Here is a 20371-nt window from a genome sequence, read left to right as displayed (position 1 = left end):
CACGAAACACTTTCGCCGCAACGAAGTTCAGCACACCGGCCCTTTCCTCGCCGGACCGGAAGGGGGAGATTCATTCCTACCGGCGAAATCCCCCAGAAATGGAGAACCATGGCGCTTGACGGCATGAACTTCACCCTTGGTGTGGAAGAAGAGTTCGTCCTCCTGGACCCGATGGACGGTTCGGTCGCGTTACGCGCACCCGATCTTCTCGAGAACCTCGCCCTCGAACCGGATGTCACCGGTGAGCTGATGAGGTTCCAGATCGAGACCGCGACCGGCATCTGCCACGGCCTGGACGAAGTGCGCTCGGACCTGACCCGGCTGCGGCAGATCGTCGCGGCGGCGGCGGAGGACGACGGCTGCCTGATGGTGGCGGCGGGGATCCCGCCCGGCGACCTGCGGAGGGACGCGCTCACCCCCGAACCCCGGTATCGGCGGCTGGCCCAGGCGTTCCCCGACCTGATCGACGACGCGGGAACCTGCGCCTGCCACGTGCACGTCGGCTTGCCGTCGCGGGACATCGGCGCGCGGGTCCTCGCCGGGCTCCGGCCGTGGCTCGCGCCGTTGCTGGCGATCAGCGTCAACTCCCCGGTCGAGCACGGCGCCGATTCCGGCTGGTCGAGCAGGCGCTTCCCGATCTGGGACCGGTGGCCGACGGCGCGGCCCCCGGACGAATGGCCCGGCGCGGCCGCCTACGACCTGAGTGTCCGGGAAGCCTTGTGTCACGGCGCCGCCCTCGACACGGCGGGCGTGTACTTCTACGCCCGCCTCTCCCCGCGCCACCCCACGGTGGAAGTACGGATCGCCGACGTCTGCCTGGCCGTCGACGACGCCGTGCTTCTCGCGGCGCTGGTCCGCGGACTGGTCGCGACGTGCGCCGGAGCGGCTAGGCTGCCGCGGGCCCGCGGGTCGCGGATCGGCGCCGCGCTCACGGCGGCCGCGCGCCGGGGTCTCGACGGGCCGGGCATCGACGTCTTCACCGGCGGGGAGGCCGATCAGCGGGAGCTGCTCGGCGAACTCGTCGCCTTCATCCGGCCCGCCCTCGACTCCGTCGGCGACACGGAAGACGTCGAACGAGGGCTGGACTCGCTGTTCGAACACGGGACAGGCGCGGCCCGGCAACGCCGTTTGCTCGCCGAAGCGGCTTCCCCCGGCGAGTTCGCCGCGGATCTCGCCCACGCGACGATGAACGTGCCGACCCGCTGACGCCCGGCGGCGTCACAGCCAGCCGGACTCCTTCGCGATCCGCACCGCGTCGACCCGGTTGCGGGCGCTGAGTTTCGACACGATCGTCGTCAGATAGTTCCGCACGGTACCGGCGGACAGGAACAGTTCCGCCGCGATCTCGGTCGGGTCGGAGCCGACCGAGGCCAGCCGCAGCACCTCGATCTCCCGTGCGGTGAGCGGGCATTCCTCGCTGTCCCAGGCGGCGAGCGCGAGATCGCCGTCGACGACGCGCCTGCCGGCGGCGACCCCGCGGACCGCGTTGGCCAGCCTGTCGGCGGGCGCGTCCTTGCGCAGGAAGCCGTTGACCTTCGCGGCCAGCGCCCGCCGGAGGGTTCCGGGGCTGCCGAGCGAGGTGAGGATCAGCGTCCGCACGCCGGGCAGTTGCTCGTGCAGCTCGGCGGCCGCGGTGAGCCCGTCCTTGCCCGGCAGGTCGATGTCGATGAGCGCGATGTCGGGGCGCGCGGACCGGGCGAGCGGGAGGATCTCGTCCCCGCTGGCGCATTCGGCGACGACCTCGATGTCGGCCTCCAGGCCGAGCAACGCGACCAGGGCCCCACGGACAATGTGCATGTCCTCCGCCACCAGGACCTTGATCATCGACCCATCTGCCTTTCGCCTGCGCCTCGCCCCACGAGCCGACAATACTAGCCTCACACAACTGTACCGCGAAATGGAAACCGGCCCTTGACCGCCGCGGGGGGACGCGGTCAAGGGCCGGTTCTGTGTTGCCGCGGGAATACGTTCTTCGGACCGCGCCAACACGGCCGGGGAAGTTCCGGCGTGAATGCGCTACCAGGAATTTTGCGGTCGCACGCTGCGGAGATCCAGTGTTCACACCACCGGCGACCTGTGGTTTTCGCATGGTCACCCCATGATGTGCGGCCTTCCCGGGACCCGCCGCGGGGACCGTGAAATTTTCACGTCCCCGCACACATGAATCCATATCCGGCGGTGAATCAAGCACTTCAGGAGAAGCGACGGCGAACACTACTGTCGAAACCGCAAAGCACGCCAGAAATCCTCGAGCGAAAGGACGGTACAATGGATGAGACTGTCCGGCGAGCCGTGGAGCGAGCCATTGGCGCCATGAACGAGAAACTGGGCGAAGAGCTCACTATCGACGACATCGCCCGCGCCGCGACGTTCAGCAAATTCCATTTCACCAGGGTGTTCCAGCAGGCCACCGGCGTCTCGCCCGGCAGGTTCCTGTCCGCGCTGCGGCTCGACGAGGCCAAACGCCTGCTGCTGACGACCTCGATCACGGTCGCCGACATCAGCCACCGCGTCGGCTACAACAGTGTCGGCACCTTCAGCACGCGGTTCAGCAGCCGCGTCGGACTCTCCCCCTCCGCGTACCGCCAGCAGGGCGGTTTCCAGCACCGTCTGACGGGCGAACCCCGTCCCGGGACGAAGCCGGCGATCGTCCGCGGTTTCGTGTCGGCGCCGCCGGAGATCTCGCCCGGCCTCGTCTTCGTCGGTCTTTTCCCGACCCGTATCCCCGAGGGCGCGCCCGTGCGCTACACGGTCATCGACGCCCCCGGCCCCTATCAGCTGACCGAGGTGCCGGAGGGCACCTGGCACCTCGTCGCGCACTGCGTGACCGGACCGCTCACCCGCCGCGGCACCGGGTACACCGGGCACCACGGCCCGATCACCGTCGAGCCGGGCGTCACCGCGCGGCTGGCGGACCTGCGGGTGCGCCCGAAGCGCCTGTTCGACCCGCCGGTCCTGCTCGCGCTGCCCGACCTGCGGCACCGGCCGGAGCCGTTCAAGCACGCGGCCTGATCCTCACTCCCGAGTGTCATGAGGGGTCCCCATGAGACATTTTCCGTCTCATGGGGACCCCTCATGACATCCACGGGACCGGGAGCGGGAGCTCACGCGGACAGGCGGCCCGCCGAGGGAGCGAAACCCTCCCGGATGTTCTGCCGCCAAAGCTCGTAGGCGGGTGTCCCGTCCGCGGCGTTCTCGACGACCTCGGTCGAGTCGGCCAGGTCGACGGCCTCCTCGATGCTCAGCCCGGCGAGCGTCCGCGCGGCGCGGCGGGTGTGCGGGGGCACGAACGACGAGAACGTCCGCGCCTTCACCGCGAAGACGACGCCGAGGCCGAGTTCGTCCTGGTGCTCCCCCGCCGACTCGCGCAGCCGGGCCAGTCCGGGCTGGTCGCAGCCGCCCGCGAAGGTCGAGGCCAGCCCGACCCCGGCCCACAGATCCGGACGCCGTCCGGCGGGGAAGCGGTTCACCGCCGCCGCGACCTTCACCGGGTCGGCGCCGTTGATGAACCACAGCGCCCGCCCGATGCCCTGATCGCAGGCGCGCGGGAAGTACGCGGGGGCGCCCGCCCACGGGTACGGCTTGGGGACGAACTGCCCGTCGACCCACTTGCGCGTGTCGAAATACGCGCGGTCGAACGCGTAGCCGTCGACGGCCAGCCAGCTCATCGTCGGATGGAACGGCACCCCGTCCAGATCCGGCAGGACCTTCTTCCACAGCGGCCGGGGCAGCCGGGCCATCGCGAACCCGATGCCGATGTAGGTCAGGAACACGTGCGGGAGGCCGGGGCCGCTCATCAGCTCGGCCGTGCGGTCCTTCCGGCCGCCGGGCATGACGTCGAGGATGGTGAACGCCATCGCCGCGCCCTCGTAGGCGAACCCGCGCATCTCCTGCTCGACCATGTCCAGCCGCCGCTCGGCCTCCCACAGCCGCGGCGCGTGGATCCCCCATTCGAACCCGCACACCACCGCCTGCGGGATCGCTTCCAGCCGGGCGGTCGCCGGCGTCGGCGGCACCCCGAAGCCGCGCCCCTCGAAACCGACCGAAGCCAGCGAAGGCGCGAACAGGGCCTGACGGAGTGCACCCAGCAGTGAGCTCATCACATACGTCCTTTGTGGATAGTGGCGGTTTCGCGCGCGAACTCGGCTCTTGCCGAGGAGACCACGCCGGGCTCGCCGTCCACTCGACGGCCGATCGAGGCCGGCGCCGGTACCGCCGAACAGTCCATCCCCGCCTTCGGCAATGGCGATTTCACCCGTTCGCCGGACGAATTCACCGGAGTGGAACGTACTCGACTGGGAATGAAAAGCACTTATGGCGGCAATTTTACCGTCTCCTAGCCTGACACTGAGTAATCGATCGATAGCAGTTCTATGATCCTCGAACCTTGCCCATCGCCGCAGCTCACCAGGGCATTGATCGGCCGAGCAGGCCGCCGAAAAAAGCACAACCTTGAATCGTGCGTTTCAGATTCACTCTTCCGGGTTTGCTATGTACACTGAGAGTTAGCGCGTTATGGGGAAGAGGAGGTCGGAGTGATCCGAGTCCTATTGGCCGAGGATATGCACATGGTCCGCGGCGCCTTGGTCGCTCTGCTGAACCTCGAACAGGACATCGAGGTCGTCGCGGAGGTCTGTTCGGGCGACAAGATCCTCCCGATGGCCGCGGAGTACCTCCCGGACGTCGCGATCATCGACATCGACCTGCCCGCCAAGGACGGACTCTCCGCCGCTTCCGAGCTCTACCAGCAACTTCCCAGCGTCCGCACGCTGATCCTCACCTCGCTCGGCCGCCCGGGCACCGTGCGCCGGGCGCTCGACGCGAAGGTCAACGGCTTCCTTCTCAAGGACGCGCCCGCCGACAAACTCGCCAACGCCGTCCGCTCGGTCGCCATCGGCCGCCGGGTGATCGACAGTGAACTCGCGTTGTCCGCCTGGGAAACGGAAGACTGCCCGCTGACACCGCGGGAAGTCGAGATCCTCCGCCTCGCCGCGAACGGGCGCACGGTCGCCGACATCGCGGCGGAACTGTTCCTGTCACCGGGTACCGTGCGGAACTATCTCGCCACGGTGGTCACGAAACTCAACGCGCGCAACCGGGTCGACGCCATCCGCATCGCCTCCGATTCCGACTGGCTCTGAAACCCCGCCGCGTCTTCTCCTTTGCCGCAAAAGGTTCCGCGCTCCAGGTCGTGACGATCGCATACGGGGCAACGAATAAATCACGGTTCGCCGGGTGTTCACGGCACTGTTCCGAAGGTTCCGCCTCTGTCACCGTCACAGAGGGGGAGTCCGCCGGAGGGGCAGGGGATGCACGCGATGACGATGGAACCGGGAGACACGGCCACCGCGCCGGTCGCCTCGAACCGGGAGCCGGACGCGGTACGCGCCCGGCTGCTCGGACCTCTGGAACTGCACGCCGGCGGCGCCGATCGCGCGCCGACCACACCGAAACTCCTGCAACTGCTGGCGATGCTGCTCATCCGTCCCGGCAAGACGGTCCACGTCGATTCGCTGGTCCACGAGCTGTGGAACGACGCGCCCCCGCGCAGCGTCCGCCGGACCCTGCACACCTACGTCCACCACCTCCGCCGTCACCTCGATCCCGACGGCGACGCCGGGCTCCTGGTCACCAGCCCGCCCGGGTACCGGCTGGACGTCGACCCCGCCATGGTCGACGTGTCGGAGTTCCAGCGACTGCACCGGCTCGGCCGCGACCTGCTGGACGCGGGTGACGACGCGGAGGCCGCGCACGCGTTCCGTACCGCGCTGGACCTGTGGTCCGGTCCCCCGCTGGGCAACATCCACTGTGGACCGACGCTGGCCGCCTACACCGTCTATCTGCTGGAGCACCGGCGCAACGCCCGTGACCTGTGGATCGAGGCCGAGATCCGGTCCGGGCGGCACCGGGAGATGCTCGGCGTGCTGCGGTCGCTGACCACCGCGAACCCGTTCGACGAAACCCTGCACGGCCAGCTGATCCGCGCGCTGGGACTCAGCGGGCGGCGCAGCGACGCCTTGGCGGCCTACCACTGGCTGCGGACCCGGCTCGAGGACGAACTGGGGGTGGAACCCTGCGCCGAACTGCGAGAGCTGCACCGCGAGCTGCTCTCCGAGGGACACCCGATCCGCTGAACGAGCACCACCACGCCACCAGATCAAGGAAGTTGAGGAGTCAAGCATGACCGCTCGCACCTACGGCCAGTTCTGCGGCCTCGCCCGCGCGCTCGAGATCATCGGGGAACGCTGGTCCCTGCTCGTGATCCGCGACCTGGTGCTCGGCCCGAAGCGCTTCGACGAGCTGCAGCAGGGCCTGCCGAAGATCCCGACGAGCATCCTGTCGACCCGGCTCAACGAACTCGAGCGGCACGGCGTCGTCCAGCGCCGGGTGCTCTCGCAGCTCGACGCCGGCGTGGTCTACGAGCTGACCGAGTACGGCAACGACCTCGACCAGATCCTGCTCCAGCTGGGCCTGTGGGGCGCCCGTTCGCTCACCGACCCGGCGGCCGACGACCTGTTCACCCTCGACGCGGCCATCCTGTCGCTGTACACGACGTTCCAGCCGGACGCCGCCCGCGGCGTCCAGGGCGCTTTCGAGCTGCATTACGGCGATCAGATGATCGTCCACGCGGTGGTCGAGGACGGCGCGGTGACCGCGGGCGAGGGCCCGCATCCGGAGCCCGACCTGGTCATCGAGCCGCGCGGCCCGCTCATGCTCAAGCTGCTGAACGGCGAACTGGACGCCACGAGCGCGCTCACCTGCGGCGCCGTCGCCATCAAGGGCGACCCGGCGAAGCTGGAGCTGTTCACCCGGCTGTTCCACATCCCGTCGGCCCCGTCGAAGACCGAAGGGCTTGTCACCCACTGAGGACGTGTCCGCGGCGGGACCGGGCCACCGGTCCCGCGCGGTCACTCGAAGCGCGAGGTGTCGCCGGCGCCCCGGCGCACGATCTCCGGCTCGCCCGACGAGAAATCGATGACCGTGGTGGGCTCGACCCCGCAGTCGCCGGAGTCGATCACCGCGTCCACCACGTGTTCCAGCCGCTCCTTGATGTCCCAGCCCTGGGTCATGGGCTCTTCCTGGTCGGGCAGCAGCAGCGTGCTCGACAGCAGCGGTTCGCCCAGTTCGCCCAGCAGGGTCTGGGTCACCACGTGGTCCGGGATGCGCACGCCGACGGTCTTCTTCTTGGCGTGCAGCAGACGGCGCGGGACCTCCTTGGTCGCCGGGAGGATGAACGTGTAGCTCCCCGGCGTGGACGCCTTGACCGCGCGGAAGACCGCGTTGTCCACGTGCACGAACTGGCCCAGCTGGGCGAAGTCCTGGCACACGAGTGTGAAGTGGTGGCGGTCGTCCAGCTTGCGGATGCTCCGGATGCGGTCGATGCCCTGTTTGTTCCCCAGCTGGCAGCCGAGGGCGAAGCAGGAGTCCGTCGGATACGCGATGAGCCCGTCCTCGCGCAGGATGTCGACGACCTGTCCGATCGCGCGCCGTTGCGGATTCTCCGGATGTACGTCGAAATACCTGGCCATGCGAGGAGCTTAGGGCCACCGGCGCCCACGCGCCGTCGGAGCCCGCCCCGCGTGGCGGACACGATGCCGTACGCGGCGGCCTACCCGACGTACACAGTGGAACCCCGACGCGCCTCACGTCTTCCATCGTGGCGTGTTCCGAGATCGTCCACAGGGTCCGAACGTCCCACACCCGCACGGGTGGCCGCCCGGATTTTCCCTGTCCCCGGAGGGGAAAACGTCTCCTTGTTCGTCGTTCTCCCTTACCCGGAAGGATCAACCGGGGTAACAAGCATGGGTTAGGATCCGAATACACCGCGATGGAAGGTCGTGCGGCGCCCGGCCTCGGCCGTCGCGAGGGCGAAGCACAACGAAGAAGAGACGTCTCCTGTTACCACTGGGGTGCCTGTGCCGGAACAGCTCGCGGTGACCGCCGAACCTCTGGGTACCGCCGGGATCGACCGGCGCCCCCGGAGAGCACTGTTCCTCGCCGGGCTGATCATCACGGTCGTCTTCGTCAACTCCTGCCTGTTCGGTCTCCTCGCGGTGCTGCTGCGCCCCGGGGTCGACTTCTGGCAGGGCCTGCTGGCGGTGCTGTACGTCGGCCCGGTGCTGGCGATCCAGCTGCTCTACTTCAGCCGTCCGGCGGTCCGCCTGGACACCAGGCTCGCGAAAGGCATGCTGGTGGTCCAGGCGTGCCTCGCCTACCTGCCGACACTGCACTTCGAGGCGGCTCTGAGCTCCCTGACCACCCTCGCGGCGGGCAGCGCGCTGCTGTTGTTCCGGCCGAGGACGGGCTGGACGGTGTTCACCGTCTTCATGGCCGGGACGACGTGGATCCTGTGGACCTACGACGACACGTGGCTCGGCGCGGTGTTCGACAGCATCACCGCGATCTTCTACGCGCTGGTCGTGTACCTGCTGACCTGGCTCGCGAGGCTGGTGACGGAGCTGCACCAGGCCAGGACCGAACTGGCGAGGCGGGCCGTGGCCGAACAGCGGCTGGCGTTCGCGCGGGACCTGCACGACCTGCTCGGGCTCAGCCTGTCCGCGATCGCGCTCAAGGGCGAGCTCGTGCACCGGCTGCTGCGCAAGTCGCTGGACCGGGCCCGCGAGGAACTCGCCGAGATCACCGGGATCGCGCAGCGGACGCTGTCGGACGTGCGGTCGGTGGCCCGGGGGTACCGGGAGCTTTCGCTCGACAAGGAGTCGCGGACCGCGGTGTCGCTGCTCTCGGCGTCGAACGTCGCGGTGCGGCTCGACCTCGAACAGGTCAAGCTGCCGGTGAAGCTGCGCACGCTGCTGGCGAAGGTGCTGCGGGAGGGCGTCACGAACGTGCTCCGCTACACCGGCGTCGAGCAGTGCGAGATCACCGTGCGCGAGAGCGCGGGACAGGTCGCGCTGGAGATCGTCCACGACGGGACGGCGCACGAGGACGTCCCGGCGGAGACGGCCGAGAGCCTGCGCGAGGTGACCGCCGAGGTCTCCGGGCACGGCGGGACGCTGAACGCGGGTCCCGACGCGTCGGGCCGGTGGCGGCTGCGCGCCGAGCTCCCGGTGCCCGACCAGGCCGAACCCACCGAGACTGCGCTGGCCCAGGCACCCGGCCACTGGTCCCGGATCGACGCCAGGAACGTCCAGTGGACGCTGACGGTGGTCTTCATCCTCTTCGGCCTGTCCGCGATGGCCAGGGCCTTCATGCTGACCGGGTTCGACGACCTGTGGACCGCGCTGACCGAGAACACCTGGTACATCGCGTTCACCGCCGGCTATCTCATCGCGCTGATCACCCTGCAACTGTCCTATTTCGCCCGGCCGAACGTCCGGCTGCGGTCACGGCAGAGTTACGCGCTGCTGCTCGTCCAGGCCTGTCTGACCTTCCTGCCGCTGATCCCGCTCGGGAGCACCTGGGTGAGCCTGCCCAGCCTGTTCGCCGGCACCGCGCTGCTGGTGCTGCCGCCGCTGCTGGGGTGGACGGCGTTCGCCATGACCGCCGCCGGCGTGGTGCTGGTCCGGATCGAGTACGGCACCGACTTCATCGGCGGCTTCTACAGCTTCGCGTCCATCCTGAACACCGGGCTGATGGTCTTCGGTCTCATCTGGCTGATCCGGCTGGTGACCGAACTCGGCGAGACCAGGAAGCGGCTCGCCGAGGTCGCGGTCGCCGAAGAGCGGCTGCGGTTCGCCCGCGACCTGCACGACCTGCTGGGGATGAGCCTGTCGGCGATCGCGCTCAAGAGCGAGCTGACCAGCCGGATCATGGACATCGACACCGACCGCGCCTCCGACGAGCTGCTGGAGATCCTCGGGCTGACCCGGCAGGCGCTGACCGACGTCCGCTCGGTGGCGAGCGGTTACCGCGAACTGTCGCTGGATCAGGAGTCCCGGTCGGCGCAGGCGGTGCTGGTGGCCGCCGACGTCCAGGTGCGGCTGGAGATCGAGCACGAGGACCTGCCGCCGACCGTGCGGACGGTGCTGGCCGTGGTGCTGCGCGAGGGCGTGACGAATGTGTTGCGGCACAGCAAGGTCGAACGCTGCGAGATCGCCGTGCGGCGGATCGCCGACGGGGTCGCGCTGGACATCGTCAACGACGGCGTCGAGAACGGACGGCCGCCGAAGCCGGAGCGGCCGGTGCGGGTCGAGGCTGCGGGCAGCGGCATCACGAACATGTCCGACCGGGTCGCCGGGCTCGGCGGCGAGCTGACCGCGGGGGTCGAGGCGGACGGCCGGTTCCGGCTGCGCGCCGTGGTGCCCGTCTAGCTCGTGTCGTCCGCCTGATCACGGCCGCGGGCCGTCGCGGCGAGAAGCCGCTGTGGCGAGATCGGACACCAACGGACGGCACGCGTGATCAGACGGACGACACGAGGTGGTGCCCGGCTAGATCCAGCCGGACTCCTTGGCGATGCGGATGGCGTCGACCCGGTTGCGCGCGTTGAGCTTCGAAACGATCGTGGTCAGGTAGTTCCGCACGGTTCCGGTGGAGAGAAAGGCTTTCGCCGCCACCTCCAGGGTGTCGCGGCCCTCGGCGGTCAACCGCAGGACGTCGATCTCCCGCGGGGTCAGCGGGCATTCCACGGTGTCCCAGGCGGCGAGCGCCAGATCGCCGTCGACCATCCGCCGTCCGGCCGCCACGCCGCGCACGGCGTTGGCGAGTTTCTCCGCGGGCGCGTCCTTCAACAAGAACCCGTTCACTTTGGCCGCCAGGGCGCGGCGGAGCGTCCCGGGCCTGCCGAGGCTGGTCAAGATCAGCGTCCTGACCTCGGGGAGCTGTTCGTGGAGTTCGGTGGCCGCGGTGAGCCCGTCCTTGCCGGGGAGATCGATGTCGATGATCGCGACCTGGGTGCGGGAAGTCCGTGCGGCGGTGAGGATCTCGTCTCCGGACGCCACTTCGGACACCACTTCGATGTCCGGTTCCAACCGCAGCAGCGCGACGAGCGCTCCCCGCACGATGTGCATGTCTTCGGCCACGAGAACTCTGATCACCATCGCGCCGGCCCCCTTCACGCACGCCCCCGTGCCCCAACATAAACACGCCCGGACGGAACGCGTTCCACCGTTCGGGTGGTGAGTCGGCCAGGTCCACTTCGGAGGCGCTACGGCAAAAGGGTCATACAGCTACGGATTCCGCAGTCGGTCGGTGACTTTCCGTCGTCAGGGCCGGAACCCGCACCGCGAGGAGCGCCGCGGCCGCGAGCACGGCCGCCAGCATGAGGAACGTGGTGCGTGCCGCGGCGAGTTCGCCGCCGGCGAGACCGGCCTGGAACAGCACCCCCGCGACGGCCGCGCCGAGTGCCGAACCGACGTGGCGCGCGGTGTTGAGCACGCCCGACGCGGCACCGGCGGCGTCCGGCGGGATGGCGCGGAGCGCTTCGGTCGTCGCGGGCGCGATCGCGAGCCCCTGCCCGACACCGACGGCGATCAGCGGGACGAGGAAGACCGCCGCCGTCGACTTCTCGTCCGGCAGCAACGCCGTCGCGGTCACTCCCGCCGCGTACAGCGCGAGCCCGCCCACGAGCAGCCAGCGGCCGCCGACACGGTCGGCCAGCCGTCCCGCCACTGGGGCGACCGCGCTGAGCGCCAGCGTCCACGGCAGGGCGGCCACGCCCGACATCAGCGGGCTCATCCCGAGCAGGTTCTGCGTCAGGAGCACGAAGACCAGCAGGAACCCGGCGATCGAGAACGCCGTCGCGCCGGTGAGCACGGTGGCGATCCGGTAGCCGCGGTCACGGTAGAGCCCCAGCGGTATCAGGGGATCCTTCCGCCCGCGTTCCCAGAGGACGAACGCGGCCAGCGCGGCGATCCCGGCGGTGAAGCCCGCGATCGTCCCGGTCTTCTCGATGAGGCCGTAGACGACGCCGACCAGGCCGGCGGTCACCAGCAGCACCCCGACGACGTCGAACCGGTGCGGCCTGCCGGTCCGCGCGTCCGGCACCACGCGCAGCGCGAGGACGATGCCCGCGAGACCGACCGGGACGTTGAGCAGGAACACCGACTGCCAGCCGAACCGGGTGACCAGCAGCCCGCCGAGGGTGGGCCCGCTGATGGCGGCGATCCCGGCGACCGCGGTGAACAGGCCGAACGCGGCGCCGCGGCGCTCGGCCGGGAAGATCGCCGCGATCAGCACGAACGCCTGCGGGCTCAGGATCGCCGCGCCGATCCCCTGCGCGACACGGGCGGCGATGAGCCACGCGGGGTCGTCCGCGAGGGCGCAGAGCGCGGAGGCGAGGGTGAACACCGCGAGCCCCAGCACGAACAGCCGTTTCGGTCCGGCCAGATCACCGAGCCTGCCGAAGAAGACCAGCAACGACGCCAGTGCCAGCAGGTAGCCGTTGAGGATCCAGAGGATCTCGCCGATCCCGACGTCGAGCCCGGTCATCATGTCGGGCACGGCGGTGTTGACGATGGTGGTGTCCAGCAGCACGAGGAAGTTCGCGACGCAGAGCACGCCGAGGACGCGCCACGGATTCGGCCTGGCTGTGCTCATCACGTTTCCCTCCCACGCACGAACCGGCCGTTCCCCGCGTTCGGGAAACGGCCGGCAGGGGTGCCCTCAGCTCGCCTCGGCCAGGGGCGGAGCGGTGCAGCAGGCGCCGGTGAAGCAGTTGAAGACCTCACCACGCGGCTGGTTGGTCCAGTGGTCGAAGCGGTCGATCACCAGCTCGACCTGGTTCCCCGCGGAATCGGTGTCGATTCCCTGGACGGCGAAGAGCGAGCGGACGTTGTCGGTCACAGCGTTCTTCATCGAATGGCTCCCAGGCGTTTCGGCGTTTTCCTTCGATGAGGAAATCGTGCTTCCCGGGGCCGGTTCACAACCAGTGCCATGCATCATCGCGGGAATGTGCTTTTCGCCTAAGCCAGACGGTTCGCGCGACTGCTCCACCCCCGCGATCATGGTCGCCGAATGGAGTAGCGAGAGCCGTTTCCGGTCACGGACCGTGCCCGGCTGGACTCAGGGGAGCAAGGTGACCGCTTGTGGTCATCACGCCGGATTCATGACCCGGATGGCGTAGTCACCCGGCGAGCAGGCGCGCCAGCCCGGCGTACCCGCCCTCCTTCAGCCGCACGCCCGAGGTCTGCGCGTACGCGGCGTCGGCGCGGATCCCGAGGCCTTCGACCATCCGGTTCATGAAGTTGAACAGGGCGCATACGAGCACGGCGTCGTGCAGCGCGGCTTCGTCCCAGCCCTCGGCGAACACGGCTTCGGCGTCCTCTTCGGTCACCTGGGACGGCGTGCGCGTCAGCTTGCCCACGTAGGCCAGCACGGGCTTCATCCGCCCGTCCACGGGCGAGGAGTCGAGATCGGTCAGCGCGGCGGCCAGAAGTCCTTCCGGCACACCGAAAGCCTCCGCGGTGACGGTGTGGACCCCGTGGCAGTACCGGCAATCGTTGACGCCGGAGACGTAGGCCGCGATGAGCTCCCGCTGTCCCGCGTCGAACGCCGACGGCGCCCGCATGATCAGTTCGTGGAAGTCCAGCAGTTTCGACGCGGGCGCGGGGAACTTCTGGAAGACCTGCAGCAGGGTGGCGTCAGTCGGCAAAGACCCGAGATAGGACATCGTGTGTACCGCTCCCCTTTTCCGGTGCCCGCCCGTGTTCGGCGAACTCGTCGACGTCGTCGCGCCGCAGCCAGCAGGCCGCGAGGCACGCCACCGACGCCGGTCCCAGCCCGGAAACCGTGGCGATGACCCGCGCGGTGGTGTGTTCCCATTCTCTGCGCAGGGAACCGGCGGACGTCATCTCCGGACCTGCTTCGATCAACGGGCGGACCGCGCGCCAGCGCAGGATCCCGGCTTCGGCCAGCGCGCCGGTGCTCAGGTCGAGCGCGTCGTGCCGGGCCTGGTCCACGGCGAGGGCGACCAGCGCGGGCTCGTCGGCGAGCCGCGCGAGCCCGACGCCGGCGAGCAGGCGTTCGGCGTCCAGGCCCATCAGGATCACGCCCGCCTCGGTCGAGGGGGCGTCGTCGATCGAGGGCAGGGTGAACCGGGAGTCGTAGGGCTCAGACACGGGCGACGTCCTTCGCGGCCGTCCGCAGCGGGATGTCCCGGCGCAGGTTCTCGGCGACGGTGGCCGCGACGCGCGCGGTCGCGACGCGGTGGCCGTCGATGTTGCGGGCGGCCGGGCCCAATGCCATCCCGGCGGCCGCGCCGACGGCGAAGACCCGGGGCGCGCCGGCGTAGGCGAAGGTGCGTTCGTCCAGCGTGGGCCAGCCGCCGCGGTCGAGGACGGCTTCGTCGGGCATCAGGCCGTCACCGATCGACGGCGTGGTGCCGAGCGCCAGGACGACGTGGTCGGCCGAAACGCGCGAACCGTCTTCGAGGTGGAGACCGACGCCCGGGGTCACCTTCGTGATCGCCTTGCCGCGATGCACGATCAGCCGTCCTTCGGCTTCGGCCGCTTCGAGCAGCGGCCGGAACTCGAACATGATCGACGCGCGGCGGAAACGGCCCATCAGTTCGAGCCTGTCGGACCAGCTCACGCCGTCGAAGCGGGCGCGGCCTTCGGGACGGAAGAACGACGAGTTGACGTCGGCGCATTGGTAGCGTTCGCCGGTCTCACGGACCACCCAGTGCACTTCGCGGCCTTGGGCGAGCCCGGTGGAGATCAGATGCGCGGCGGTGAGGCCCGCGCCGACGACGGCGAGCCGTTTTCCTTCCGCGGGAACGGGTTCGTCCCAGTAGCTCACGCCGCGCGGCGGATAGCCGCCTCCCCACCAGGTGTCCGGCGCGGACCGGCGCTCCTCGCCGAGGCACAGCACCGCGTGGCGCGCGGTGACGGAGAACCGGTCGGCGCGCACGGTGACCGCGTCCGCCGTCGGCAGGACTTCACGGACCGAACCGCGCCAGGTCCGCTCGGTGACGTGATGGCTCGCGGCGAGATGACGGCAGTAGGCCTCGAAGACGTCGACGGGGACGACCGAGCGATGCCCGGCCTGCGCCATCCGGATCTCGCGGCGCTCCACCGGGGTCAGCACCGACCAGTGCAGCCGGGCGAAGTCGAGGAGTTCGCAGTCCCGGTAGCCCTCGACTCCGGGGTGGTGTTCGTACGGCGACCGCAGCACGCGCTGGCCGAGCAGGTCGACGCGGTCGAAGAACCGGCCGCAGGGACGCCCGTCGCGGTCGACGACGACGATGTCGCGGACACCGTGGTGCCACAACGCGGACGCTACCGCGAGCCCGGCGGGCCCCGCGCCGACGATGACGACGTCGGCGCCGGCGGGTGGCTCGGGGGTGGCGGCCGCGCGGGTGGCCGGGAGGACCGGCCATTCCCGTCCGCGCGGCGATTCGAGCAGATGGGGCTCCGGGACGAAGGTGATCACCGGCGTACTCAGCCGATCACGGTCACCGGGACGATCAGCTCGATCACGGGGCGCTGCTTCATCCCGTTGCTGATCATTTCGTCCAGGGTCTGCCGGGACTGCTCGGCGGTGTCGGTCGCGATCGGGCTGTAGCGGGAGTAGGAGTAGGTCGGCTTCCGCCCGCCCGCGTCCAGCGAGTACACCTTCAGCACGGCCTCGCCCGGCCGGACCTCGCCGTCGTAGAAGGTGAGGCGGCGCTGATCCGGCGTCATGAAGGACTTGGAGAACTGCCGGGAAAGCACCAAGGTGTCGGCGTCGTCGACGAAGGTCGAGTCCTCGTCGGTGACGACCTGCATCGCGACCCAGGTCTTGTCGGTCAGGTTGGTCTCGGACTTGATCACCTGCCAGCGACCCGGTTCCGGCAGGTTGACGCTGACCGAGACGTCGTGGTCGGTGGTGTCGATCGCGCCGGAGATCATCAGCACCCGGCGACGGACGTCGGCGACCCCGGCCATCTGGATGTCACGCGCGCGTACCCGTGTGGAAACGTCCAATCCCGGGAATTCAGGTGACGACATCTTTCATGCCTCCAGACCTCGATAAACGCAATTTCGACCCGGCGTTATTTCCCCATCCGCAAACACGGGAAGAATTTCACGCCGAAGCGGACGATGTCAAGGTGAGGAACACACGATCCCTTGCTGCGAAAGGCTGCCGGTACAAGTCCCGTCACTGCTCCGTTCGGCGGTACGAGACCTGGTTCTTTCGGGCTCACCCGCCGGTCCGGCGGGTCAGCTACCGTCGGAGTCCTCGGCCCACGCCGCGGCGGGCGTCCCGTGCTCCAGCGCGCCGATGTACACGATCTCGAACGAGGAATCGGTGCGTCTGAGGCTTATCCTGATGACGAGGTCGTGTTTCACCAGAATGATGAACTGATGCGGATCCCGGCCATCTCCGAAAATGTCGTAGATGAGAAAAGCGGATCCGTCGGCTACCGCGAAAAGAGCTTCGTAGATAACATTGCGATCGGCCTGGGGAGCGTTGATCGCCCATTCTTCGAGCACCTGCAGACCCGACGTGAGCTGGAGGCGCATAGCCATCCGAAGGCCTCCTAGAGGTCTCGCCGGGTCGCGGGTGAACTTCATTCTCTCGCGCGGTATACCCGGTGGTCTTCTTTGTCCTTGCCGTCTTCCCTGGTCGTGGCTCATGTCCGCTAGTTGTAGCCGAGCACGATGTGGTCGGCCGGGAACTCGTTCTCGGCCGGCTGCCTCGGCTCCGGGACGAACGCCGCCGCGTCGGCGTCGGCGATCCCGCTCGGGTCGAAATCATCGGTCACGACCCAAATTCGCACCTGTGCCGTCATGACGTTCCTCCCGGCCTTCGATGAAGAGCTCACTTGACAACCAAGGATGACCCCCTCCGATCGGGGTCCGGTCGTGGCACGCTCGAAGACGGCTGGAGATCCCGATGAGCAAAGCACAAGTCGCCGGTGCGGGGGTCCCGGTAGTGCCCTTGTGGTACCCCGGAAACCCAAGGAGCACACCATGACCGAACGCCTCGACCCGTACGAGATCTACGCCGACGACGAGCTCGACGTCGACCTGCTGGGCCTGACATGGCCCGACCCCGCCGTCCCCGAGCAACGGGACCGGCCGTGAGCGCCGCGGATCGTCAGCGGTCCTGCGCGGCCTGTGGCGGTTCGTTCGCCCCGGGCGAGAGAACGGGGCTGGAGGCCGTGCTCGACGGCGAGATCCTTTACGTCGCGGTGCATCCGTGGCACAGCACGTATCCGCCGCGGCGGGAAGCCGAGGCGACACGCCGGCTCACCACCGTCACCGCGGCGTGATCAGACGGACGACACTCGTGATCAGAGGGACGACACGTGTGATCAGACGGACGACTCATGAGTCGTCCGTCTGATCACACGTGTCGTCCGTCCAGTCACGCGTGTCGTCCGAATCAGCGCAGGGTCGAGGTGCGCCAGGTCGCCGAAGCGAGAGGCGACCAGGCGGAACGAGCGGGCGCGGCGGGCGCCGGAAGCGCGGCCGAGGCGAGCGCGGTGAAGACGGCGACGAGCGCCGCCAGGTCGGCGTCTTCCGGGTCCCCCCGCAGAACCCGGAAGAGCGGCGCACTGTCCATTTCGGACGGTGACATGGTTCCCCCGTTCAGATCGGGTGGTTGCCGTGCTTGCGCTGGGGCGCCGCCTTTCGCTTGTCCTGCAGCATGTCCAGCGCCCGTGCGACGGCGGAGCGGGTGTCGGCCGGGTCGATGATGTCGTCGACGAGCCCGCGTTCGGCCGAATACTGCGGGTTCATGAACTCCTCGGTGTACTCGGCGACCAGGTGCGCGCGCAGCGCGTCCGGGTCCGGCGCCGCGGCGAGATCCTTGCGGAACAGCACGTTGACCGCGCCCTCGGCGCCCATCACGGCGATCTGGTTGGTCGGCCACGCCAGCGACAGGTCGGTCCCGATGGACCGCGAGTCCATCACGATGTACGCGCCGCCGTAGGCCTTGCGCAGGATGACCTGGATCCGCGGCACGGTCGCCTCGCAGTAGGCGTGCAGCAGCTGCGCGCCGTGCCGGATGATCCCGGAATGCTCCTGCTCGACCCCGGGCAGGAAGCCCGGGACGTCCACCAGGGTCACCAGCGGGATGCTGAACGCGTCGCAGAACCGCACGAACCGCGCCGCCTTCTGCGAGGCCGGGCCGTCGAGCACGCCGGCGAACACCACCGGCTGGTTGCCGACCAGGCCGACCACACGCCCGTCGACCCGCGCGAGCGCGCACAGCACGTTCTGCGCCCAGCGTTCGTGCAGCTCGAAGAACTCGCCGTCGTCGGCCAGTTCCGCGAACACGTCCCGCATGTCGTAGGGCTTGTTCGGCTCCACGGGGACGAGTTCCGCGAACCGCGGCCGCCGGTCCTTGCCCGCGTCCTGCGACGGCTCGCGCGGCGCCGGCTCCAGGTAGTTCGACGGCAGCAGCGACACCAGGTAGCGGACGTCGGCGAGGCAGGTCTCCTCGTCGTCGTGCACCACGGTCGCCACCCCGGACGACGCGCCGTGCACGTCCGCGCCGCCCAGTTCGTCGTGGCTGACGCGTTCCCCGGTCACGGTCTCGACGACGTCCGGCCCGGTCAGGTACATGCGGGCGGTGTCGCGCACCATGAAGACGAAGTCCGCGAGCGCGGGCGAATACGCCGCTCCGCCCGCGCACGGCCCCAGCACCACGCTGATCTGCGGGATGACGCCGGACGCCTCGACCTGACGGCGGAAGATGCCGCCGTAGCCGTTGAGCGCCATGACGCCTTCCTGGATCCGCGCTCCCCCGCTGTCGTTGAGCCCGATCAGCGGGGACCCGGTGGCGATCGCCAGGTCCATCACCTTGTGGATCTTCGCCGCGTGCGCCTCGCCGAGCGAACCGCCGAAGACGGTGAAGTCCTGCGCGTAGACGAACACGCGCCGTCCGTCGATGGTGCCCGAGCCGGCGACGACGCCGTCGGTGTACGGCCGGTTCTCCGCCAGCCCGAGCCCGCTCGCCTGATGCCGCCGGTACAGCTCGATCTCGGTGAAGGAATCGGGATCCAGCAACAGATCCAGCCGTTCCCGCGCGGTGTGCTTGCCGAGCGAGTGCTGCCGACGGACGCCGTCGAGCCGTCCGTCGACGATGTGCTCGCGCAGTTCGTCGCGCTGCGTGCGCAGCAACGGCATCGTCGGTTCCGGCGGGTGCACCGGTTCGGCGCCGCGGGCGAGCGGGATCACCTGCCCGTCGGTCGCCCTCGGGATCCGGGGGCGCCGCAGCCGGTCTTCCGGCAGCGGCACCACCTCGGACTCGTCCGTGCGCTGGGCGCCCGGATCGCCTTGCAGGGTCACGCCGCCTCCTTCAGCCGGGCCTCGCGCTCGAGCTCGTCCATCTCGATCTCGCGCACGATGTCGCGCCAGCACACCCCCCGTCCGAGCCGGGGCATCGTGGTGACCACCGGCGGCCGCTCCGGCGAGAGGGCCGGGGCGGGCGTGGTGGGTTCGTTGGTGGTGGTCATGACAGTTCCTCTCCCTTTAGGCCGATGCCCGTACCCGGCCGTCGATCTGGTGGTAGCCGCCGCTGTAGAAGACCAGCGAGTCCTGTGCCGTGCCGCGGCTGGAGGCGACCACCTTGCCGAGGAAGATCGAGTGGTCACCGCCCTCGTAGACCTCCGCCAGCTCGCATTCCAGCCACGCCAGCGCGCCGTCGAGCAGCGGGGCGCCGGTCTGCGGCCCCGCCGTCCAGTCCACCGAGTCGAACTGCGCGAGCCCGGCCGGGCGGCGCCAGTCCGCGAAGTACTTCGCCAGGTCCTTCTGGTCCGAGGCCAGGACCGTGACCGCGTACGAGCCCGCCGTCACGATCGCCTCGTGCATCCGGGCCGCGCGGGAAACGCAGCACAGCACCATCGGCGGTTCCAGCGACACGGAGGTGACGGCGTTGGCGGTCATCCCGTGGGCCCGTTCGCCGCCGGCGGTCAGCACCGTGACGCCGGTGGCGAACTGGCCCATCACCTCCCGCAGCCCGGCCTGCGCGGACAACCGGCGCCGGGCCGCGGGGGTCGGCAGGCGTTTCAGCACCGGCCGCTTGGGCTCTTCCTCGCTGCCCACGTCACTCTCCCTTGCGATCGACCGTGTACGGGGCCAGCGCCTCGCGCAGCTGTTCGGGCACCCTGCTGGGCACCGTCGCCGTGTTCGGGCCGCGCATGCACGCGATCCGCTGCCGTCCGCGGGCCACCAGCCGCTCGCCCTCGTCGGTGAGGTGGACGTAGTCGAAGGTGAACTGGATCTGGGTCTGGGTCAGCTCTTCCAGCCGCAGCCGGATGGACAGCTCGTCGAACGCGGTGATCTCCGCGTAGAACTCGCAGTCGACCTTGAGCGTGAACAGCTTGAGGTCGTGGCGGACCTCTTCGAGCACCGCGGGAGCCTTCTCCTTCAGGAACATCTCGCGGCACCGGCCCTGCCAGCGCACGTAGTTCACGTAGTAGACGTTGCCGACCAGGTTGGTCTCCTCGAACCCGACCGTGTGAAGGATCTCGTAGTAGTCGGCCATG

General features: G+C 69.3%; 25 protein-coding genes. 8 read left to right on the top strand and 17 right to left on the bottom strand.

Annotation, left to right across the window (positions count from 1 at the left end; translation table 11 throughout):
• The first annotated feature begins 108 nt into the window (after nucleotides 1–108).
• Nucleotides 109–1206 carry a YbdK family carboxylate-amine ligase gene (locus tag AB0N89_RS07670; protein ID WP_364201305.1) on the top strand — a complete coding sequence of 366 codons (1098 nt, stop codon included), beginning with the start codon at nucleotides 109–111 and terminating at the stop codon, nucleotides 1204–1206.
• A gap of 12 nt (nucleotides 1207–1218) precedes the next feature.
• On the opposite strand, the gene AB0N89_RS07665 is transcribed toward AB0N89_RS07670, so the two are convergent.
• Nucleotides 1219–1824 (bottom strand): response regulator transcription factor, encoded by a 606-nt coding sequence (locus tag AB0N89_RS07665; RefSeq protein WP_364201302.1) that lies wholly within the window; start codon nucleotides 1822–1824, stop codon nucleotides 1219–1221.
• Nucleotides 1825–2313: 489 nt separating this feature from the next.
• Here AB0N89_RS07665 and AB0N89_RS07660 point away from each other — a divergent pair, with 489 nt between their 5' ends.
• On the top strand, nucleotides 2314–3012 hold the full coding sequence (locus AB0N89_RS07660) for a helix-turn-helix transcriptional regulator (protein WP_364201300.1): 699 nt from the start codon (nucleotides 2314–2316) through the stop codon (nucleotides 3010–3012).
• Between the two features lie 92 nt (nucleotides 3013–3104).
• Here AB0N89_RS07660 and AB0N89_RS07655 read toward each other — a convergent pair whose 3' ends face one another.
• Complete coding sequence (locus AB0N89_RS07655) at nucleotides 3105–4100, bottom strand: DUF1702 family protein (RefSeq protein WP_364201297.1); 996 nt, start codon at nucleotides 4098–4100, stop codon at nucleotides 3105–3107.
• A gap of 21 nt (nucleotides 4101–4121) precedes the next feature.
• Here AB0N89_RS07655 and AB0N89_RS07650 point away from each other — a divergent pair, with 21 nt between their 5' ends.
• The 4 genes from AB0N89_RS07650 to AB0N89_RS07635 all read left to right on the top strand — a co-directional run bounded on the left by AB0N89_RS07650 (nucleotide 4122) and on the right by AB0N89_RS07635 (nucleotide 6867).
• Nucleotides 4122–4340, top strand: coding sequence for a hypothetical protein (locus AB0N89_RS07650; RefSeq protein WP_364201295.1), 219 nt, complete (start codon nucleotides 4122–4124; stop codon nucleotides 4338–4340).
• Nucleotides 4341–4535: 195 nt separating this feature from the next.
• The gene (locus AB0N89_RS07645; protein WP_364201292.1) at nucleotides 4536–5141 is read left to right on the top strand and encodes a response regulator transcription factor; all 606 of its coding nucleotides are present in this window, start codon (nucleotides 4536–4538) and stop codon (nucleotides 5139–5141) included.
• 168 nt (nucleotides 5142–5309) lie between these two features.
• Nucleotides 5310–6134, top strand: coding sequence for an AfsR/SARP family transcriptional regulator (locus AB0N89_RS07640; protein ID WP_364201290.1), 825 nt, complete (start codon nucleotides 5310–5312; stop codon nucleotides 6132–6134).
• Nucleotides 6135–6180: 46 nt separating this feature from the next.
• Nucleotides 6181–6867 (top strand): winged helix-turn-helix transcriptional regulator, encoded by a 687-nt coding sequence (locus tag AB0N89_RS07635; protein ID WP_364201287.1) that lies wholly within the window; start codon nucleotides 6181–6183, stop codon nucleotides 6865–6867.
• Nucleotides 6868–6908: 41 nt separating this feature from the next.
• On the opposite strand, the gene AB0N89_RS07630 is transcribed toward AB0N89_RS07635, so the two are convergent.
• Complete coding sequence (locus AB0N89_RS07630) at nucleotides 6909–7529, bottom strand: L-threonylcarbamoyladenylate synthase (RefSeq protein ID WP_364201284.1); 621 nt, start codon at nucleotides 7527–7529, stop codon at nucleotides 6909–6911.
• Nucleotides 7530–7916: 387 nt separating this feature from the next.
• Here AB0N89_RS07630 and AB0N89_RS07625 point away from each other — a divergent pair, with 387 nt between their 5' ends.
• Complete coding sequence (locus AB0N89_RS07625) at nucleotides 7917–10268, top strand: histidine kinase (RefSeq protein ID WP_364201281.1); 2352 nt, start codon at nucleotides 7917–7919, stop codon at nucleotides 10266–10268.
• A gap of 117 nt (nucleotides 10269–10385) precedes the next feature.
• Here AB0N89_RS07625 and AB0N89_RS07620 read toward each other — a convergent pair whose 3' ends face one another.
• The 9 genes from AB0N89_RS07620 to AB0N89_RS07580 all read right to left on the bottom strand — a co-directional run bounded on the left by AB0N89_RS07620 (nucleotide 10386) and on the right by AB0N89_RS07580 (nucleotide 16639).
• Nucleotides 10386–10994 (bottom strand): response regulator transcription factor, encoded by a 609-nt coding sequence (locus AB0N89_RS07620; protein ID WP_364201278.1) that lies wholly within the window; start codon nucleotides 10992–10994, stop codon nucleotides 10386–10388.
• Between the two features lie 121 nt (nucleotides 10995–11115).
• A complete protein-coding gene (locus tag AB0N89_RS07615; protein WP_364201275.1) occupies nucleotides 11116–12492 on the bottom strand; it encodes an MFS transporter in 1377 nt (458 codons plus the stop codon).
• A gap of 66 nt (nucleotides 12493–12558) precedes the next feature.
• Nucleotides 12559–12750, bottom strand: coding sequence for a hypothetical protein (locus tag AB0N89_RS07610; protein WP_364201272.1), 192 nt, complete (start codon nucleotides 12748–12750; stop codon nucleotides 12559–12561).
• A gap of 268 nt (nucleotides 12751–13018) precedes the next feature.
• A complete protein-coding gene (locus AB0N89_RS07605) occupies nucleotides 13019–13564 on the bottom strand; it encodes a carboxymuconolactone decarboxylase family protein (protein ID WP_364201269.1) in 546 nt (181 codons plus the stop codon).
• On the bottom strand, nucleotides 13536–14012 hold the full coding sequence (locus AB0N89_RS07600) for a DUF6187 family protein (protein WP_364201266.1): 477 nt from the start codon (nucleotides 14010–14012) through the stop codon (nucleotides 13536–13538). Before AB0N89_RS07600 ends, AB0N89_RS07605 begins: the two co-directional genes overlap by 29 nt.
• Complete coding sequence (locus AB0N89_RS07595) at nucleotides 14005–15324, bottom strand: FAD-dependent oxidoreductase (protein WP_364201263.1); 1320 nt, start codon at nucleotides 15322–15324, stop codon at nucleotides 14005–14007. The genes AB0N89_RS07600 and AB0N89_RS07595 overlap by 8 nt, the downstream gene beginning before the upstream one ends.
• Nucleotides 15325–15332: 8 nt before the next feature.
• The gene (locus AB0N89_RS07590) at nucleotides 15333–15818 is read right to left on the bottom strand and encodes a DUF6423 family protein (RefSeq protein WP_364201583.1); all 486 of its coding nucleotides are present in this window, start codon (nucleotides 15816–15818) and stop codon (nucleotides 15333–15335) included.
• Between the two features lie 276 nt (nucleotides 15819–16094).
• Complete coding sequence (locus AB0N89_RS07585) at nucleotides 16095–16403, bottom strand: DUF6235 family protein (RefSeq protein ID WP_364201260.1); 309 nt, start codon at nucleotides 16401–16403, stop codon at nucleotides 16095–16097.
• Between the two features lie 113 nt (nucleotides 16404–16516).
• Complete coding sequence (locus tag AB0N89_RS07580) at nucleotides 16517–16639, bottom strand: hypothetical protein (protein WP_364201257.1); 123 nt, start codon at nucleotides 16637–16639, stop codon at nucleotides 16517–16519.
• 318 nt (nucleotides 16640–16957) lie between these two features.
• On the opposite strand from AB0N89_RS07580, the gene AB0N89_RS07575 reads away from it, so the two are divergent.
• Nucleotides 16958–17149, top strand: coding sequence for a hypothetical protein (locus tag AB0N89_RS07575; RefSeq protein ID WP_364201254.1), 192 nt, complete (start codon nucleotides 16958–16960; stop codon nucleotides 17147–17149).
• A 113-nt stretch (nucleotides 17150–17262) separates the two neighbouring features.
• Here the strand turns inward: AB0N89_RS07575 and AB0N89_RS07570 are convergent, their stop codons facing one another.
• From AB0N89_RS07570 to AB0N89_RS07550, 5 genes are read right to left on the bottom strand one after another with little or no spacing between them, the layout of a single operon-like run.
• Nucleotides 17263–17457, bottom strand: coding sequence for an acyl-CoA carboxylase subunit epsilon (locus AB0N89_RS07570; protein ID WP_364201251.1), 195 nt, complete (start codon nucleotides 17455–17457; stop codon nucleotides 17263–17265).
• An 11-nt stretch (nucleotides 17458–17468) separates the two neighbouring features.
• Nucleotides 17469–19172, bottom strand: a complete 1704-nt coding sequence (locus tag AB0N89_RS07565; RefSeq protein ID WP_364201250.1) for an acyl-CoA carboxylase subunit beta — start codon at nucleotides 19170–19172, stop codon at nucleotides 17469–17471.
• Nucleotides 19169–19339, bottom strand: coding sequence for a DUF6222 family protein (locus AB0N89_RS07560; RefSeq protein WP_364201247.1), 171 nt, complete (start codon nucleotides 19337–19339; stop codon nucleotides 19169–19171). Before AB0N89_RS07560 ends, AB0N89_RS07565 begins: the two co-directional genes overlap by 4 nt.
• A gap of 16 nt (nucleotides 19340–19355) precedes the next feature.
• Nucleotides 19356–19928, bottom strand: a complete 573-nt coding sequence (locus AB0N89_RS07555; protein WP_364201244.1) for a flavin reductase family protein — start codon at nucleotides 19926–19928, stop codon at nucleotides 19356–19358.
• Nucleotide 19929: 1 nt separating this feature from the next.
• Nucleotides 19930–20370: an acyl-CoA thioesterase gene (locus AB0N89_RS07550; protein WP_020629606.1), complete on the bottom strand. Its 441-nt coding sequence runs from the start codon at nucleotides 20368–20370 to the stop codon at nucleotides 19930–19932.
• Nucleotide 20371: the final 1 nt, after the last annotated feature.

Origin of the sequence: Amycolatopsis sp. NPDC089917 (assembly GCF_040684635.1) — a bacterium.
Lineage (GTDB): Bacteria > Actinomycetota > Actinomycetes > Mycobacteriales > Pseudonocardiaceae > Amycolatopsis.
Note: the sequence above shows the minus strand (reverse complement) of the source record. Positions and strands in the feature narration are given on the sequence as shown.